This is a genomic window from Roseivivax lentus, assembly GCF_900156805.1.
Taxonomy (GTDB): domain Bacteria; phylum Pseudomonadota; class Alphaproteobacteria; order Rhodobacterales; family Rhodobacteraceae; genus Roseivivax; species Roseivivax lentus.
The window spans coordinates 102238-117745 of record NZ_FTOQ01000005.1 but is presented as its reverse complement, the minus strand read 5'-3'; the positions used below and the strand labels follow the sequence as shown (position 1 = coordinate 117745).

Below are 15508 nucleotides of genomic sequence, written 5' to 3'. Positions count from 1 at the left end.
GACGGGTCACGGGGCGGGTGCGCTCGCCCCGGCGCCGATCGGGCCGCAGGCAGAAAACAAACGGGCGGTAAACGATGAGCCGGGTCGGCAAGACTGGGGTCCCTTCGGGGGCCCCTTTTTCTTGGCGGGTCCCGGTCGCGTAAAGTTTTAGGGGAAGGACGGGCAGGGGGAGGCGGGGGATTCAGCAGATATTAAATTCCCGCGACCAGACAGGTCGCTGCACTTGCCGGCATGTCCGGCCTTCGAAATCGGGAAGATAGATCATGCTCAAGACCCCTACGCGCGCTCTGCGCATCGGCTTTCTCTCAGCCTTGGCGCTGTCCGCGGGCGCTGCGTCCGCCGCCAACCAGGCCAGCGACGCGGTGGCGGCCTATGTGGCTGAATTGCAGACCGAATTGGCGGCGCAGGCCGTCGTCTGGCGCACCTTGCGCATGTCCGGCAGCGCCCATGCGGCCCTGTCCGAGGACGAGATCGTCGCGCTGGACCAGCAATGGCGCGATCAGGTCGGCATGGCCGAGCGACCGATCGTCTCGGCGGTTCTCGACAACGACGCATCCGACGCCCTGCGCATGATGCAGGAGGCGTCAGGCGGGCGCGTGACCGAGATCATCGTGATGGACGCGAAAGGCCTGAATGCCGCCGTCAGCGCCGTGACCTCCGATTTCTGGCAGGGCGACGAGGCCAAGCATGCCGAGACCTTCGGCAAGCCCGCCGGCACCCTCCATGTGAGCGAGATCGAATTCGACGATTCGAGCCAGACCTACCAGATGCAGGTCTCCGCCCCCCTGATCGACCCGATGACCGATGCCGCCATCGGTGCCGTGACCTTCGGTCTGAACGCGGAAATGTTCTGATCCAACGCTGAGGAGCTGCTCATGGCCGCCCGTTCCGTCCTGAATATCCATTCGGTCTTCTTGAAACTGGCGGCCATGATCGTCCTGTCGATCCTGACCACGGTCGCGGTGATCACCTTCGTGTCCGCGCGCGGTTTCGACACCGTCATCGCAAGCTCGGTCGATTCGAAGGCACTGACCGAGACCCGCATGCTCGCAGGTCCCATCGCGGGCGCGGTGCGGTTCGGCAAGCTCGATACGCTCGGCGACCAGATCGAGACGTTTCTCGCCGATTCGAACGGCGCGGCCGTGGCCGTGGACATCTTCAACGCCGAGATGACGTCGATCCTGCATTCCGGCGACGCGCCGCCCGCGGCGGCCTTCGATCTGGCGCGCCGGGCGATGGAGGAACGCACGCTGCTGCAGGATAAGGCGGCCATGCTGACCGCCCAGCCGCTCTATTTCGGACAGGATCAGGCGCTGGTGGGCGTCGTCGTCACGTCCTGGTCGATTGCGCCCCTGCAGGCGATGACACGCGAAATCCTGAACCGCGCCCTGCTTGTCGCAGGGCTTGTCAGCATCGTCGCGGTCAGCCTCGCGGCCTTCGCCATCCATCGGCTTGCCGCGCGTCCCCTGAAGGCGGCGCAGCAGGATATCGCCCGCCTCCAGGCCAAGGATTTCGCCTTCGAGCCGGATGGCGCCGGGCGGCGCGACGAATTCGGACGCCTCGCCCACGCCATCGACGCGCTGCGCCACGCGCTGCAGGAAGGCGAGATCAACAACCGCCAGAGCGCCTTCAAGAGCGCCGCGCTCGAAAAGACCTCGGTCGCGCTGATGATTCTCGACGAGAATTTCAACATCACGCAGATCAGCGGTCAGCTCGCGGACCTGTTCGACAAGCATCACGACGGCCTGAAGAAACTCCGCCCGGTCTTCGACAGGCACAAGATCGTCGGCATGAACATCGACGATATTCATCCGCAAGGCGAGATGCGCAGCCGCATGCGCAACATGGGTGAAAGCTCGATCGGCTCGGTTGCGAAATTGGACGACAGCCGCATTTCCATCGTCGCCCGCGCGGTCTTCGACGAGGACGGAAACATCCCCGGCTACATCGTCGAATGGGAGGACGTGACCCCGATCTGGCGCAAGGAAGCGCTGATCAACACCATCGACGACATCCAGATGATGGCGGAATTCAACATGGAGGGCGTCTGCACCGTGATGAATGCCCGCTTCGGCGAATGCGTCGGTGCGACCGATCCCGCGACCCAGGGGCTGACCCGGCTTCTCGCCCCGATGGTGGCCGAGACCGGCCGCTCGGTCGATGCCATCGTGCAGGATCTGAAGGAGGGTCGCCCGCTGGTCGGCCATCTCAGGATCGCCGGAGCGGCGGATGACCGCATCGTCGACGGCTCGCTCTCCTGCATCCGCGACAAGGACGGCACTGGTCTGAGCTTCCTGCTGCTCGGCTCCGACATCACCGAACAGGAACGCGCCCTCGACGTGGCGCGCGAGGAACGCGAGGCCGCCGAGATCGAGAAGACCGAAGTGGTCGAGGCGCTGGGGGTCGGCCTGCGTACCCTGTCCGACGGCGACCTGACCGCGAAGATCGCGAAACCGTTCCCGGGCCGCTACGAACAATTGCGCTCGGATTTCAATCTCACCGCCGAGAAGCTCGCCGTGGCCCTGCGCGGGATCGCCGAGAACGCCGAGAACATCCGCAACGAATCTGGCGACATCACAAACACCGCCGATTCGCTCTCGCGTCGCACCGAAAGCACGGCGGCGACGCTGGAACAGACCGCCGCGGCGCTCGACGAGCTGACCAACGCGCTCAAATCCGCGGCCGAAGGCGCCGCGCAGGCCGACACGGTCGTCAAGGGCGCGCATCGCAAGGCCGAGGCCTCGGGCGAGGTGGTCATCCAGACGGTCTCGGCGATGGATGCGATCGCGCAATCCTCGGATCAGATCACCTCGATCATCCGCGTGATCGATGACATCGCCTTCCAGACCAACCTTCTCGCCCTGAACGCAGGTGTCGAGGCGGCCCGGGCGGGCGATGCCGGCCGCGGCTTCGCCGTGGTCGCCTCCGAGGTGCGCGCTCTCGCGCAGCGCTCTTCCGAGGCCGCGCGCGAGATCAACGGGCTGATCGCCGATTCCGGTGGCCAGGTGAAGAAGGGCGTGGAGCTCGTGGGCCAGACCGGCGAGGCGCTGCAGGACATCGTGGCATCGGTGACCGAGATCGCGGGCCTCGTCTCCGAGATCGCCGCCTCCGCCCAGTCCCAAAGCCTCAGCCTCGAGGAGATCAACGCCTCGGTGAACAAGCTCGACCAATCGACCCAGCAGAACGCCGCGCGGCTCGAGGAGACGACGGCGGCCAGCGAAGCCCTGCGCAACGACGCGGTCTCTCTGGTCCAGACGCTGTCGCATTTCCGCACCGGGGCCGGTCCCGATGGTGAGCGCGACAAGCGCCCGGCCCGGCCGCAGCCCTCGGCCCCCGCCGCGCCGATCGCGGCCGTGACACCGATGGCCGCGGCGGGCGGCGGCAGGTCCATGCCCGCGGCGCCGTCGCTGTCGGGAGACGCGGCGAAATGGGTGGATTTCTGATGGAAAGCAACGGAGACCGCGACGCGGGATTTCGGGGGCGTGGATGACATCGCTCGACCGATTGCACACGCCCGCGATCCGCAGCCTTCTGGTGGTCCAGGGCGAACACCGCGTGACCGGGGAAAGCAATGTCCTGCTGACGACGCTGCTCGGCTCCTGCGTGGCGACCTGTCTGCACGATCCCGTGGCCCGCGTCGGTGGCATGAACCACTTCCTCGTGGCCGATGGCGGGCCCGACAATGCCCGGGCGGAACGATACGGCCTTTACGCGATGGAGGTGCTGATCAACGGGCTTCTGAAGCTTGGCGGCGACAAGCGCAGGCTCCAGGCGAAGGTGTTCGGAGGCGCGGCGATGACCGGCTCGATGGGCCGCATCGGTGCCGCCAATATCGTCTTCGCACGCGAGTTCCTCGAGACCGAAAAGATCACCATCGTGGCCGAGGATCTCGGCGGCCACCTGGCCCGCCGCGTCCGGTATTGCCCCACCACGGGACGCGCGAGCCTCTTGCATATCGACAATTGCACCGATCCCGACCTGCCCAGGACGCCCCGGCGGCGCGCCCCGGACAGCGACGTGACACTGTTCTAGGAGACGCCATGCCAGAGGTAATCGATCTGCCCGACAGGCTGGACACGTCCATGGCCGATGGTCTGACGCAGCGGCTGGGCCGTGCCGCCGGTGGCGATCTGCTCATCGACGGCCAGCGGGTGCAATGCCTGGGTACGCTCTGCGCGCAGGCCCTGCTCGCGGCGCAGATCGCGGCCGCGCAGGCGAACCACGAATTCCGCCTCATCGCGTCGGAGGCCATGCGGGACGATCTGCGCCTGCTCGGCCTCGGCGCGCTCGCGGCGACCCACAACGCGAATTACAGCGGAGAAACGACATGACGATCAGGATCCTCGCGATCGACGATTCGCGCACCATCCGCGAGATGCTGCGCTACAGCCTGTGCCAGGAGGGTTTCGAGGTCACGGTCGCCGAAGACGGCGTGGCCGGGCTCGAACAGGTCTCCAAGATCAAGCCGGACGTGGTGATCACCGATATCAACATGCCGCGGCTCGATGGCTTCGGCGTGATCGACGGGATCCGGCAGGGCACCGACCATCCCAGCGTCCCGATCCTGGTCCTGACCACCGAAAGCGGCGCGGAACTCAAGGACCGCGCGCGCCGCTCCGGCGCCACCGGCTGGATCGTCAAGCCCTTCGATGACGGCAAGCTGATCTCCGCGATCCGGCGCATCGCTTCGGTTTCTCCGCAATGAGCAGCCTCGACGAACTGCGCTGGACCTTCTTTCTGGAATGCGCCGAATTGCTCGAGGCGCTGGATGACGGGTTCGACCAGCTCTCCGAGGCCGACCCCGGCGATCCGCTCGACCTGGAAGAGGTCAATGCCGTCTTCCGGTCGGTACATTCGATCAAGGGGGGCGCGGCGTCCTTCGGGCTCGAGGAGCTGGTGCGGTTCGCGCATGAATTCGAGACCGTGCTCGATGCGATGCGCGCCGGTCGGCTCACGCCCGACCGCGACGACTGGCGCGTGCTGCGCCAATCCGGCGATGTTCTGGCGGAGCTCGTGGCCGCGGCGCGGGACGGCGTGGGCCATGATGCCGCGCGTCAGGCCGAGATCGGCCGCGCACTGGGCGCGATGATCGGCGCGCATAGCGAAGCAACGCCCGCGCTCGAGGACGCGACCGACGCCCCGATATTTGCGCCCACTCCGATCGGGCTCGACGGGGCCGAGGCGGGCGAGGCCATCTTTGCACCGCTCGCGCTCGATCTCGACGACGCGCCCATGCCGTCGGAAACGGACATCTCCGATCCCGAAACGCCCGGTCTGCGCCTTTTCGAAATACGGTTCGCGCCGCAGCCTAGCCTCTTCGAGAACGGCCACGACCCGGTCCATCTCTTCCGCGAATTGTCCGACATGGGCCGCTTCGAGGTGACCGTCGACCATTCCGCCCTGCCGGACGCGCCGCAGCCGATGCGGTGCTATCTCAATTGGCGCATCGCGCTCGAAACCAGATGCGACGAGGAGGATATCCGCGAGATTTTCGAATTCGTCGACCCGCTGGCGGATATCGCCATCTCTCGAGTGAACGCCCCCGGTACGGATGCCGCCGGCCCGGGGGCGACATCGACGCGCGAGGAGCCGGGCACGCCTGATCCGCTCGACGCCTTATTGGTGGACCCATCCGCCATACCCGCCGCGCCCTCCACGCCCGCCGCGAAGGCCTCGCCGGGTCCGGCGCAGAAGCAGGCGTCGCGCCCGACGCATGCAGCGGGTTCGCCTGCGCCGCAGGAGCCGAAGGCCAGCCAGAAGACACCGTCCGTTCAGGCGCGGAAATCCACCGTGCGCGTCGATCTCGGTCTGGTCGACGACCTGATCAACATCGTCGGGGAGCTGGTCATCAACCAATCCTTCCTGAGCCAGAGCATCATCGATGCCGGGCTGTCCGGGCGGACCCAGGTGTCGGCCGGCCTCGACGAGTTCAAGAACCTCGCGCGTCAAATCCAGGAAGGCGTGATGTCGATCCGGGCGCAATCGGTCAAACCGCTCTTTCAGCGCATGGCCCGGATCGTTCGCGAGGCCTCCGCGGTGGCCGGCAAGCCCGTGCGCTTCGAGACCTCGGGCGAAACGACCGAGGTCGATACCACCGTGATCGAACGTCTGATCGACCCGCTGACGCATATCCTGCGCAATGCGGTCGATCACGGGCTCGAATCCGCAGAGGCGCGCAGCGCCGCCGGCAAACCCTCCGAAGGCGCCGTCAGGCTCAGCGCGGACCACCGGTCGGGCCGGGTGCTGATCGAGATCTCCGACGATGGCGGCGGCATCAACCGGCCCAAGGTGCTCGCCATCGCGAAGGAAAAGGGCCTCGTGGCGCCCGACGCGACCCCGCCGGACGAGGAGATCGACCGCCTGCTGTTCAAACCCGGTTTCTCGACCGCCGATGTGGTCACGGACCTCTCGGGGCGCGGGGTCGGGATGGATGTGGTGCGCAGCGCCATTCAGAAGCTCGGCGGAAGGATCAGCATCGCCTCCGAACCCGGCCGGGGGACGACGATCTCGATCTCGCTGCCGCTGACGCTTGCGGTGCTCGAGGGCATGGTGGTCAAGGTTGTGGGCCAGACGATGGTGGTGCCGATCAACGCCATCATCGAGACGCTCCGCCCCGGACCCGAGGATATCGAGCCGCTGACCGAAGGGGCCGAGGTGATCCGCGTGCGCGACCAACTGGTGCCCATCGTCGATCTCGGGCTCGTCTTCGGCTATCCGCGAACGCGCAAACCCGCCGAGGAGCGCGTCCTGCTGCTCGTCGAAACCGAGCAGGGACGCCGCTGGGCGCTCTCGGTCGACGAAATCCGCGACCAGCGGCAGGTCGTCATCAAGAGCCTCGAGGAAAATTACGGTCGCGTGCCGGGTGTGGCGGCGGCCACGATTCTCGGGGATGGCCGGATCGCCCTGATCATCGATCCGGAGGAGGCGATCCGAACGGCGACCGGGCTCGACCTGATCGCCAATTATCCGAACAGCGCCGCGACCAAGAAACCGGAGGCCCAGCATGTCGACGCCTGATCTGACCCACAGCCCGGACCACATCCCCGGGGCGCCCCCCGCGGACCAGCGCGAATTGGTGACCTTTCGCATCGGCGAGCAGGATTTCAGCATGGATATCATGCTGGTGCGGGAGATTCGCGGCTGGTCGGAGGCGACCGTGCTGCCCTATGCGCCGCGATACGTTCTGGGCGTCATCAACCTGCGCGGGGCGGTCGTGCCGATCATCGATCTTGCCGCACGGCTCGGTCTGGCGCCGACCGAACCGGGGCCGCGCCACGTCGTCATCATCGTGGCCGACGGCTCGCGGCTGACCGGCTTTCTCGTCTCGGCGGTGTCCGACATCCTCAGCGTCGGCACCGGCGAGGTGCAATCGGTGCCCTCGCTCAACGACATGAGCGCGTCCTTCCTCTCCGGCGTCATCACGTCGAAATCCCGCCTGTTGCGCATCCTCGATGTCGCCGCCGCCTTGCCCGGCCGCGAAGAGGAGGCGGACATGCAAGTGCAGGCCGAGGCCGAATGTCTGAACTGACACCGCAATTCGTCACCGATCTCGACCAGGCCACCTTCGGGCGCATCGCCGAAGTGCTGCACGAGGTCTCGGGCATCCGTCTCGAGGCGGCAAACCAGTCGCTGGTGGTATCGCGGCTGGCCAAACGGCTGCGCGCGCTCGGCATCGAGACGTTCCGCGACTACGCCGCACTCATCGCGGATCCCAAGGCGCGGTCCGAGCGCTACGAGATGGTGCTGGCGCTGACCACCAACACCACCCGGTTCTTCCGGGAGCCCGGCCATTTCCAGATCTTCGCGCGCGACCTGCTGCCGCGCCTCGTGCAGCGGGCCCGCGCGGGCGGCCGCGTGCGCCTGTGGTCCGCGGGCTGCTCCTCGGGGGAGGAAGCCTGGTGCCTCGCGGCGCTGACGCTGCGCGCGATCCCTGACGCCGCGCGCTTCGACCTGCGCATCCTCGCCACCGATATCGACCGCAACGTGCTGGCCCGGGCCGAGGCCGGGCTCTATCCCGCCCGCGCCGCCGAAACCGTGCCGCCCGACATGACCGAGCGCATGTTCGACCCCCGCCACGGCACCGCGGACCAGGTCTCGATCCGCAGCGAGCTGCGCCAGATTGTGACCTTCCGCTACCTCAATTTCGTGGAGCCCTGGCCGGTCCAGGGCCCGTTCGACGCGATCTTCTGCCGCAACGTGGCGATCTACATGGATGCACGCACACAGGCCGATCTCTGGCACGGGCTCGAATCGGTTCTCGATCGCGACGGCATGCTCTTTCTCGGCCATTCCGAACGATTGGGCCCGGGCTTCGACGACTGTCTCGAACTGTTCGACAAAACCTCCTTCCGCCGCCCCGCTGCCTTGCGGAGCCCGAACCAATCAGGAATGTAACCGATGGCCTTGCGTGACAAACTAAGCGTGCTCGTGGTCGACGACATGAGCACGAGCCGGGGGCTGATCCTCATGGCGCTCGACGAGATCGGCATCAAGAACGTGGATTTCTGCGGCGACGGACGGGCGGCGCTGGCCAAGCTCTCCGCGCAGCCGCGGCATCTGGTGATTTCGGATTACAACATGCCCGAGGTGAACGGCCTGCAATTGCTGCACGCGCTGCGCAGCGCCGAGCGCACGGCGAAGATCGGCTTCATCCTGATCTCGGGGCGCCTCGACAACGAGATCGTGACCAAGGGGCGCCAGCTGGGCCTCAACAACGTGCTGCAGAAACCTTTCGACACCGCGCAGATGAAAGCCTGCCTGCAATCCGTCGTCGGTCCGCTTTGATGGCCGGACGCTCCGACGAGGCAGAGACCGCAGGGCAAACCGATCGGGGCGACGGCGCCGACGCGGTCGTCGATCTCAACCAGTTGTTCCGGCGCCTGGCCGAACAGATGGCCTGCCTCGAGGCGCAAAGCCAATCCGCCGAGGCCTGCATGGCGGCGCTCCTGGCGCGCGCGGCGGGCGCGGAGAAGGCTGTGGCCGCGCCGGAGCTGCAGAACCTCGACCGGGTGACGCAGACGCTGGGTGAATTGCACGCATTCCTGCGCCGCGCGGCGGAGGCGGCGCCGCCGGGCATCGGCCTCGATCTGCGCTCGGCGACGGAGGCGGTCCGGCTCGGGGCGCTGTCGGAGAAACTGCGCGGCCAGACCGGACGCGCGGCCGCCACCAAGGGCAGCGTGGAGTTGTTCTGAGGCGCGCAGGCGGTGCTCGTCCGCTCAGATGGCCGCGCAGGCGATCCCGCGGGCCGCCCGCTCAACTCGCCATGCTGAACCGCCCGGTATCGCCCGCCATGCCGGGGTCGATCCGCGCGGCCATCAGGCGCGCATAGCGCATGTCGGCAAGCTGCAGCACCCCTGCGGCCAGCGTGCCCATGCCGGGCAATTCCGCAAGCGCAGTGGCGGCACGGGTCGTCAGCGCGGTGGTCGGCAGCCCGTGCGCGCGTCCGAGTGCGGTGAAATCGACCGTTCCGTCGCACATCACCCGCTCGATCGCGTCGGCGGCAAGCCGGTCCTGGGCGGTCAGCGCATAGCCCCGCGCGGTTGGCAGCACTCCGGCCTCCACGGTCGCGGTCCAGTCCCGCGTGGCGGAGGCGTTCTGCGCATAGCCCTGCGGCAGCCGCGAGATCGCCGAGGGGCCGAGCGCGACCAGCGTCGCCGCCCGGTCGGTCGTGTAGCCCTGGAAATTCCGCCGCAGCGTGCCTGATTGCGCCGCGCGAGCCATCTCGTCGCCGGGCAGGGCGTAATGGTCGATGCCGACCGGCACGTAGCCCGAGCCGATCAGCCGGGCGCGGGCGAGGTCGGCCAGCGCGATGCGCGCCTCGGGATCGGGCAGGGCGTCTTCCGGGATCAGCTTCTGGCGCCGGGCCATCCAGGGCACATGCGCATAGCCGTAAAGCGCGATCCGGTCGGGCCTGTGGGCGATCACCGCGTCGAGCGTCGCGGCCAGCCGCGCCTCGGTCTGGTACGGCAATCCGTAGAGCAGGTCGAAATTCACCGATCCGATGCCGCGCGCGCGCAGGCCCGCCACCGCCTCGGCGGTGATCTCGGCGCTCTGGTGGCGGCCGATCGCGTTCTGCACCACGGGATCGATGTCCTGCACCCCGATCGAGGCGCGGCTGAGCCCGAAGGCCACCAGCGCGTCGAGCCGCGCGGCATCGAGTTCGCAGGGGTCGATCTCCACCGAGATGTCGTCGCAGGCGGAGAGGTCGAAATTCTCCCGCAGAAGCTGCCCCATCCGGTCGATCTGCTCGGGGGTCAGCAGCGTCGGCGTGCCGCCGCCCAGATGCAGCGCCGCCACTTTCTGCGCGCGTCCGACGGCGCGGGCGACCAGCGCGGCCTCCGCCGCCAGCGTCTCGAGAAAGCGCGTCAGCGGCGCGGCATTGGCCGTTCCCTGCGTCCGGCAGGCGCAAAACCAGCAGAGCCGCCGGCAGAACGGCACATGCGCGTAAAGCGAAATACCCTCCTCCGGGGGCAGTGCAGCCAGCCAGCCCGCATGTATGTCGGGACCGATTGCGCCGGAAAACCGGGTGGCGGGCGGATATGATGTGTATCTGGGCACTTTCGCTTCGAGAAGCGCCGTGCGGAGGTGATCCTGTGTCATATCCGCCTTTTGCGCCCCGCCACGATGATCTTGCATTGATGCAGATCAACGCCCTTGATACCGTTTTTGCCATGGTACAACTGAAGCCCGTCATCGGATGCGGCAATTGCCCGATCCGCCACAACGCCGTCTGCGCCGAATGCGACGCGGACGAGCTGGCCATTCTCGAACGCGCCAAGTCCTACGTGACCTTCTCCGCCGGGGCGCGGCTGGCGGAGGCGGGCGAGCCGCTGGATCACCTGTCGTCGATCATCACCGGCTGCGCGACCATGTCCCGCACGCTGGAGGATGGCCGCCGCCAGACCGTGGGTCTGCTGCTGCCGTCGGATTTCATCGGACGGCCGGGCCGCGCCAATTCGGCCTATGACATCGAGGCGGTGAGCGAGGTCACCCTGTGCCGCTTCGAACGCCGCACCTTCGAGGATCTGGTGCGCAACACCCCGCATATCGCCACCCGGCTGATGACCATGGCACTCGACGAGCTCGACGCCTCGCGCGACTGGGCGGTGGTGCTGGGCCGGATGACCGCGCGCGAGAAAGTGGTCTCGCTTCTGGTCAATCTCGCCCGCCGCGCCGCGCGGCGGGAGGGCAAGACCGCGCCGGAGAAGTCCTTCACCCTGCATCTGCCGCTGTCGCGCGAGGGGCTGGCCGATTACCTCGGCCTCACCATCGAGACGACGAGCCGCCAGTTCACCGCGCTCCGCAAGGACGGTCTCTTCGAGATGCTCTCGAATCGCGAATTGCGGATCGTCGATTTCGACCGTCTCGTGATCGAGGCGGGCGAGGATGACGACGGCGGCGTGATCGTCTGAGGGCTGCTCAAGCGGCCTTACGTCTCGCCCGCTCGGGTTGCGCGGTAGGCCGCGATCATCGCCTCGAGGGGAATGCCGTCGATTGTCGCCCCGTCGAGACAGCAATCTTTCAGCACAGCCCCCGAAAGATCGGCATTGTCGATCCGCACCCCCGTCAGGGCTGTTTTCCGCATGGCGCTGCCCGACAGGTCGACATCGTCGAACAGCGCCTCCGACAGGTTCACATCCTTGAAGCGCGATCCCGAGAGGCCGGCATCCGACGCATCGAGCCGTTCGCGCACCTCGCGTAGCTTCATCGCCGGGCACCTTACCGTGGGCCGCGATCCGCGCCGGATCTTGGCGGAAGACGACGGAGCCTGGCACCCCGCGACCGGGGCCCATGTCAGCCAAAGCGTCGCACCCCCTGCGGCACTGCAGCATCGTTGATCCATGTCAAAGCGGATCGCGCGCCATCCGTGGCACCCCCTGACGCACAGGCCCGCCCGCAATCCGTGGGCAGGCTCAAGAAACGTCAAGGGAACGAAAGACATGGTTTATGCAAGGCTTGCCCTTCTGGGCCTTGTGGCGCTTGTCGCGGCGATTGCCGCGAATTGGGGCCGCGACCTCGCCTATTCCGTTCACGCGGCCATCGTCATGGTCATCGCGGGCGGACTTTTTCTTTGGGAATTACGCAATGTGGACGAGCCCCGGCTGCTGCCGGACCAGGGCGCCTACATGGACGGCCCCATTCGCGCGGGCGTCATCGCCACCGCCCTCTGGGGTGTGGTGGGCTTTCTCGTGGGGGTGTTCATCGCCGCGCAGCTGGCCTGGCCCGCGCTCAATTTCGACTGGTCCGAGGGTTATGCCAATTTCGGCCGCCTGCGCCCGCTGCACACCTCGGCGGTGATCTTCGCCTTCGGAGGCAACGCGCTCATCGCGACCTCGCTCTATGTCGTCCAGCGCACGAGCGCCGCGCGGCTCTGGGGCGGGAACCTCGCCTGGTTCGTCTTCTGGGGATATCAGTTGTTCATCGTGCTGGCGGCCACCGGCTATCTTCTGGGCGCGACCCAGTCCAAGGAATACGCCGAGCCTGAATGGTACGTCGATATCTGGCTCACCATCGTTTGGGTCTGCTATCTCGCCGTGTTCCTCGGCACGATCTTCAAGCGCCGCGAGCCGCATATCTACGTGGCCAACTGGTTCTTCCTCGCCTTCATCGTGACCGTCGCGATGCTGCACGTGGTCAACAACCTGTCGATCCCGGTCTCGATCTGGGGCTCGCGCTCGGTGCAGGTCTTCTCGGGCGTGCAGGATGCGATGACGCAATGGTGGTACGGCCACAACGCGGTGGGCTTCTTCCTGACCGCGGGCTTCCTCGGCATGATGTATTACTTCGTCCCGAAGCAGGCCGGCCGCCCGGTCTACAGCTACAAGCTGTCGATCATCCACTTCTGGGCGCTGATTTTCCTCTACATCTGGGCCGGTCCGCACCATCTGCACTACACGGCGCTGCCCGACTGGGCCTCGACGCTCGGCATGGTGTTCTCGATCATCCTGTGGATGCCCAGCTGGGGCGGCATGATCAACGGCCTGATGACGCTGGAAGGCGCCTGGGACAAGATCCGCACCGACCCGATCATCCGGATGTTCGTGGCGAGCCTTGCCTTCTACGGCATGTCGACCTTCGAGGGCCCGATGATGTCGATCCGCGCGGTCAACTCGCTGTCGCATTACACCGACTGGACCATCGGCCACGTGCATTCCGGTGCGCTCGGCTGGAACGGGCTCATCACCTTCGCCTGCCTCTATTACCTGACGCCGAAGCTGTGGGACCGGGCCGGTCTCTACTCGCTGCGCGCCGTCAACTGGCACTTCTGGCTCGCGACCATCGGCATCGTCCTCTACGCCGCGTCGATGTGGGTGACGGGGATCATGGAAGGCCTGATGTGGCGTGAAGTCGACGCGCAGGGCTTCCTCGTGAACTCCTTCGCCGACACCGTCTCGGCCAAGTTCCCGATGTACGTGGTGCGGATGACGGGCGGACTTCTGTTCCTCGCCGGCGCGCTGCTGATGTGCTGGAACCTCTTCATGACGGTCCGGGCCGTGCCGCAACGCGACGCCGCCCAGACCCAAGCCATGCCCGCGGAGTAAGGATCATGAGCGAAGACACCAAAAAGAAGAAAACCTTCCTCGACCGCCATGCGATCCTGGAAAAGAACGCGACGCTCCTCCTGGTCGGCTCCTTCGTGGTGGTGACCGTGGGGGGGATCGTGGAGATCGCGCCGCTCTTCTGGCTCGAGAACACGATCGAGGAAGTGGACGGCATGCGCCCCTATTCCCCGCTCGAGCTGACCGGCCGCGAGATCTACATTCGGGAGGGCTGCTATGTCTGCCATTCCCAGATGATCCGGCCCATGCGCGACGAGGTGGAGCGTTACGGCCATTACTCCCTCGCGGCGGAATCGATGTACGACCATCCGTTCCAGTGGGGCTCCAAACGCACCGGGCCTGATCTCGCGCGGGTGGGCGGGCGCTACTCGGATGCCTGGCACGTGGATCACTTCGCCAACCCGCAGGCGGTGGTGCCCGAAAGCGTCATGCCGAAATACGACTACCTCGCCCGGACGCCCATCGAGCCGGAATACATCCGCGATCTCATGGTCACCCACCGCATGGTCGGCGTGCCCTATACCGACGAGATGATCGACGCGGCGGTCACCGACTTCCGGGTGCAGGTCGATCCCTTCGGCGATTATGACGGCCTGCTCGAACGCTATCCCGGCGCGCAGGTGCGCAACTTCGACGGCCAGCCGGAGCTGACCGAGATGGATGCGATGATCGCCTATCTGCAGATGCTCGGCACGTTGGTCGATTTCTCGACCTTCACCGCCGATGCCAACCGGTAGGGGGAGGGCGAGATGGAGACCTATTCCTTCCTGCGCCAACTTGCAGACAGCTGGGTGCTGCTGGCGCTGTTCACGGTGTTCCTCGGGGTGATCGTCTGGGCCTTCCGGCCCGGATCCCGCCCGCTGCACGACGACGCGGCGCGCACCGTATTCCGCAACGACGACGCGCCGCGTGGCGCCGAGGGCCACAGCCCGACAGGAGAGCCGAAATGACCGACAAGAAACGCGACGACGTCACCGGCACCGAGACCACGGGGCATAGCTGGGACGGCATCGAGGAGCTCAACACGCCGTTGCCGCGCTGGTGGCTCTGGACATTCTACGCCACCATCGTCTGGGGGGTGATCTACACCATCCTCTATCCCGCATGGCCGCTCGTCTCGTCCGCCTCGGCGGGGGTTCTGGGCTGGTCGACCCGGGGCGAGGTCGCCGAACAGATCGCCGAGGCCGAGGCGGCCAATGCCGATCTGCGCGCGCAACTCATCGAGACCGAGCTCGCGGCGGTATCGGACGATCCGGCGCTGCAGAACTACGCGGTGCAGCACGGTGCGGCGGTCTTCCGCACCAATTGTTCGCAATGCCACGGGCAGGGCGCCGCCGGGGCCAAGGGCTATCCGAACCTGCTGGACGACGCCTGGCTCTGGGGCGGCCAGATCGAGGAGATCGCCTACACGGTGCGTCACGGCATCCGCAACGAGGACGACCCCGATGCGCGCTATTCCCAGATGCCCGCCTATGGCGAGATCTTCTCGGATGAGGAGATCGCGCTGATCGTGGCCCATGTGCAGACGCTCGATGACGGGGCCGACCCGATGGCGGGCGAGGCGGGCGAGCTCTGGGCCAATAACTGCGCCGCCTGTCATGGCGAGGACGGCAAGGGCAACCACGATCTCGGGGCGCCCAACCTCACCGACGCGATCTGGCTCTACGGCTCCAGCGAGGAAGACCTGACCTACACCATCGTCAATGCCCGCTTCGGGGTGATGCCCGCCTGGGGCGCCTTCCTGACCGAGGACGAGGTGCGCGCGGTCTCCGCCTATGTCCACCAGCTGGGCGGCGGCGAGGACGCACCGGCAGCCGAGTAACGGCACGCCGGAGCGTCGACAGAACACCCGGATCCGGCTGTGAAGGGCGGTCGGGTTCGGGTCCCGGGAGCTCCAGCAGGGAAGGTGGGGCTCGCGGGGTGGGGGGAGGCTCTGGCCGGGGCCTCCT

The 15508-nt window shown here is 66.9% G+C and carries 17 protein-coding genes; 15 read left to right on the top strand and 2 right to left on the bottom strand.

The features are described 5' to 3' along the window. The first annotated feature begins 263 nt into the window (after window positions 1–263). From BW990_RS11045 to BW990_RS10995, 10 genes are read left to right on the top strand one after another with little or no spacing between them, the layout of a single operon-like run. The gene (locus BW990_RS11045; protein ID WP_076448098.1) at window positions 264–854 is read left to right on the top strand and encodes a hypothetical protein; all 591 of its coding nucleotides are present in this window, start codon (window positions 264–266) and stop codon (window positions 852–854) included. A gap of 21 nt (window positions 855–875) precedes the next feature. Then, on the top strand, window positions 876–3443 hold the full coding sequence (locus BW990_RS21035; protein WP_083950563.1) for a methyl-accepting chemotaxis protein: 2568 nt from the start codon (window positions 876–878) through the stop codon (window positions 3441–3443). A 43-nt stretch (window positions 3444–3486) separates the two neighbouring features. After that, window positions 3487–4032 (top strand): chemotaxis protein CheD, encoded by a 546-nt coding sequence (locus BW990_RS11030; RefSeq protein ID WP_076448097.1) that lies wholly within the window; start codon window positions 3487–3489, stop codon window positions 4030–4032. An 8-nt stretch (window positions 4033–4040) separates the two neighbouring features. Continuing rightward, window positions 4041–4331, top strand: coding sequence for a hypothetical protein (locus tag BW990_RS11025; protein ID WP_143526154.1), 291 nt, complete (start codon window positions 4041–4043; stop codon window positions 4329–4331). After that, window positions 4328–4705, top strand: a complete 378-nt coding sequence (locus tag BW990_RS11020) for a response regulator (RefSeq protein WP_076448095.1) — start codon at window positions 4328–4330, stop codon at window positions 4703–4705. Before BW990_RS11025 ends, BW990_RS11020 begins: the two co-directional genes overlap by 4 nt. Beyond that, the gene (locus BW990_RS11015) at window positions 4702–7017 is read left to right on the top strand and encodes a chemotaxis protein CheA (protein ID WP_076448094.1); all 2316 of its coding nucleotides are present in this window, start codon (window positions 4702–4704) and stop codon (window positions 7015–7017) included. The genes BW990_RS11020 and BW990_RS11015 overlap by 4 nt, the downstream gene beginning before the upstream one ends. Then, complete coding sequence (locus BW990_RS11010) at window positions 7004–7528, top strand: chemotaxis protein CheW (protein WP_076448093.1); 525 nt, start codon at window positions 7004–7006, stop codon at window positions 7526–7528. Before BW990_RS11015 ends, BW990_RS11010 begins: the two co-directional genes overlap by 14 nt. Then, entirely contained in the window at window positions 7516–8394 is an 879-nt protein-coding gene (locus tag BW990_RS11005) for a CheR family methyltransferase (protein WP_076448092.1), read from the top strand. The genes BW990_RS11010 and BW990_RS11005 overlap by 13 nt, the downstream gene beginning before the upstream one ends. 3 nt (window positions 8395–8397) lie before the next feature. Continuing rightward, window positions 8398–8784: a response regulator gene (locus BW990_RS11000; protein WP_076448091.1), complete on the top strand. Its 387-nt coding sequence runs from the start codon at window positions 8398–8400 to the stop codon at window positions 8782–8784. After that, window positions 8784–9191, top strand: a complete 408-nt coding sequence (locus tag BW990_RS10995) for a hypothetical protein (RefSeq protein ID WP_076448090.1) — start codon at window positions 8784–8786, stop codon at window positions 9189–9191. The genes BW990_RS11000 and BW990_RS10995 overlap by 1 nt, the downstream gene beginning before the upstream one ends. A gap of 61 nt (window positions 9192–9252) precedes the next feature. Here the strand turns inward: BW990_RS10995 and hemN are convergent, their stop codons facing one another. Beyond that, window positions 9253–10599, bottom strand: a complete 1347-nt coding sequence (gene hemN / locus BW990_RS10990; protein ID WP_076448089.1) for an oxygen-independent coproporphyrinogen III oxidase — start codon at window positions 10597–10599, stop codon at window positions 9253–9255. Window positions 10600–10670: 71 nt separating this feature from the next. On the opposite strand from hemN, the gene fnrL reads away from it, so the two are divergent. Further along, window positions 10671–11411 carry a transcriptional regulator FnrL gene (fnrL, locus tag BW990_RS10985; RefSeq protein ID WP_076448162.1) on the top strand — a complete coding sequence of 247 codons (741 nt, stop codon included), beginning with the start codon at window positions 10671–10673 and terminating at the stop codon, window positions 11409–11411. A 17-nt stretch (window positions 11412–11428) separates the two neighbouring features. On the opposite strand, the gene BW990_RS21840 is transcribed toward fnrL, so the two are convergent. Continuing rightward, on the bottom strand, window positions 11429–11707 hold the full coding sequence (locus BW990_RS21840; RefSeq protein ID WP_076448088.1) for a pentapeptide repeat-containing protein: 279 nt from the start codon (window positions 11705–11707) through the stop codon (window positions 11429–11431). A 232-nt stretch (window positions 11708–11939) separates the two neighbouring features. On the opposite strand from BW990_RS21840, the gene ccoN reads away from it, so the two are divergent. The 4 genes from ccoN to ccoP are packed head-to-tail and all read left to right on the top strand — an operon-like array spanning window position 11940 to window position 15381. Then, entirely contained in the window at window positions 11940–13541 is a 1602-nt protein-coding gene (gene ccoN, locus BW990_RS10975; protein ID WP_076448087.1) for a cytochrome-c oxidase, cbb3-type subunit I, read from the top strand. A gap of 5 nt (window positions 13542–13546) precedes the next feature. Then, window positions 13547–14296, top strand: coding sequence for a cytochrome-c oxidase, cbb3-type subunit II (gene ccoO / locus BW990_RS10970; protein ID WP_076448086.1), 750 nt, complete (start codon window positions 13547–13549; stop codon window positions 14294–14296). A gap of 12 nt (window positions 14297–14308) precedes the next feature. Beyond that, window positions 14309–14509 carry a cbb3-type cytochrome c oxidase subunit 3 gene (locus BW990_RS10965; RefSeq protein ID WP_076448085.1) on the top strand — a complete coding sequence of 67 codons (201 nt, stop codon included), beginning with the start codon at window positions 14309–14311 and terminating at the stop codon, window positions 14507–14509. Then, window positions 14506–15381: a cytochrome-c oxidase, cbb3-type subunit III gene (gene ccoP / locus BW990_RS10960; protein ID WP_076448084.1), complete on the top strand. Its 876-nt coding sequence runs from the start codon at window positions 14506–14508 to the stop codon at window positions 15379–15381. Before BW990_RS10965 ends, ccoP begins: the two co-directional genes overlap by 4 nt. The last annotated feature ends 127 nt before the right edge of the window (window positions 15382–15508 follow it).

Coding starts and splice junctions, on each gene's coding strand:
- BW990_RS11045 (WP_076448098.1), top strand. CDS start 264: ATGCTCAAGACCCCTACGCGCGCTCTGCGCATCGGCTTTCTCTCAGCC.
- BW990_RS21035 (WP_083950563.1), top strand. CDS start 876: ATGGCCGCCCGTTCCGTCCTGAATATCCATTCGGTCTTCTTGAAACTG.
- BW990_RS11030 (WP_076448097.1), top strand. CDS start 3,487: ATGACATCGCTCGACCGATTGCACACGCCCGCGATCCGCAGCCTTCTG.
- BW990_RS11025 (WP_143526154.1), top strand. CDS start 4,041: ATGCCAGAGGTAATCGATCTGCCCGACAGGCTGGACACGTCCATGGCC.
- BW990_RS11020 (WP_076448095.1), top strand. CDS start 4,328: ATGACGATCAGGATCCTCGCGATCGACGATTCGCGCACCATCCGCGAG.
- BW990_RS11015 (WP_076448094.1), top strand. CDS start 4,702: ATGAGCAGCCTCGACGAACTGCGCTGGACCTTCTTTCTGGAATGCGCC.
- BW990_RS11010 (WP_076448093.1), top strand. CDS start 7,004: ATGTCGACGCCTGATCTGACCCACAGCCCGGACCACATCCCCGGGGCG.
- BW990_RS11005 (WP_076448092.1), top strand. CDS start 7,516: ATGTCTGAACTGACACCGCAATTCGTCACCGATCTCGACCAGGCCACC.
- BW990_RS11000 (WP_076448091.1), top strand. CDS start 8,398: ATGGCCTTGCGTGACAAACTAAGCGTGCTCGTGGTCGACGACATGAGC.
- BW990_RS10995 (WP_076448090.1), top strand. CDS start 8,784: ATGGCCGGACGCTCCGACGAGGCAGAGACCGCAGGGCAAACCGATCGG.
- hemN (WP_076448089.1), bottom strand. CDS start 10,599: ATGACACAGGATCACCTCCGCACGGCGCTTCTCGAAGCGAAAGTGCCC.
- fnrL (WP_076448162.1), top strand. CDS start 10,671: ATGGTACAACTGAAGCCCGTCATCGGATGCGGCAATTGCCCGATCCGC.
- BW990_RS21840 (WP_076448088.1), bottom strand. CDS start 11,707: ATGAAGCTACGCGAGGTGCGCGAACGGCTCGATGCGTCGGATGCCGGC.
- ccoN (WP_076448087.1), top strand. CDS start 11,940: ATGGTTTATGCAAGGCTTGCCCTTCTGGGCCTTGTGGCGCTTGTCGCG.
- ccoO (WP_076448086.1), top strand. CDS start 13,547: ATGAGCGAAGACACCAAAAAGAAGAAAACCTTCCTCGACCGCCATGCG.
- BW990_RS10965 (WP_076448085.1), top strand. CDS start 14,309: ATGGAGACCTATTCCTTCCTGCGCCAACTTGCAGACAGCTGGGTGCTG.
- ccoP (WP_076448084.1), top strand. CDS start 14,506: ATGACCGACAAGAAACGCGACGACGTCACCGGCACCGAGACCACGGGG.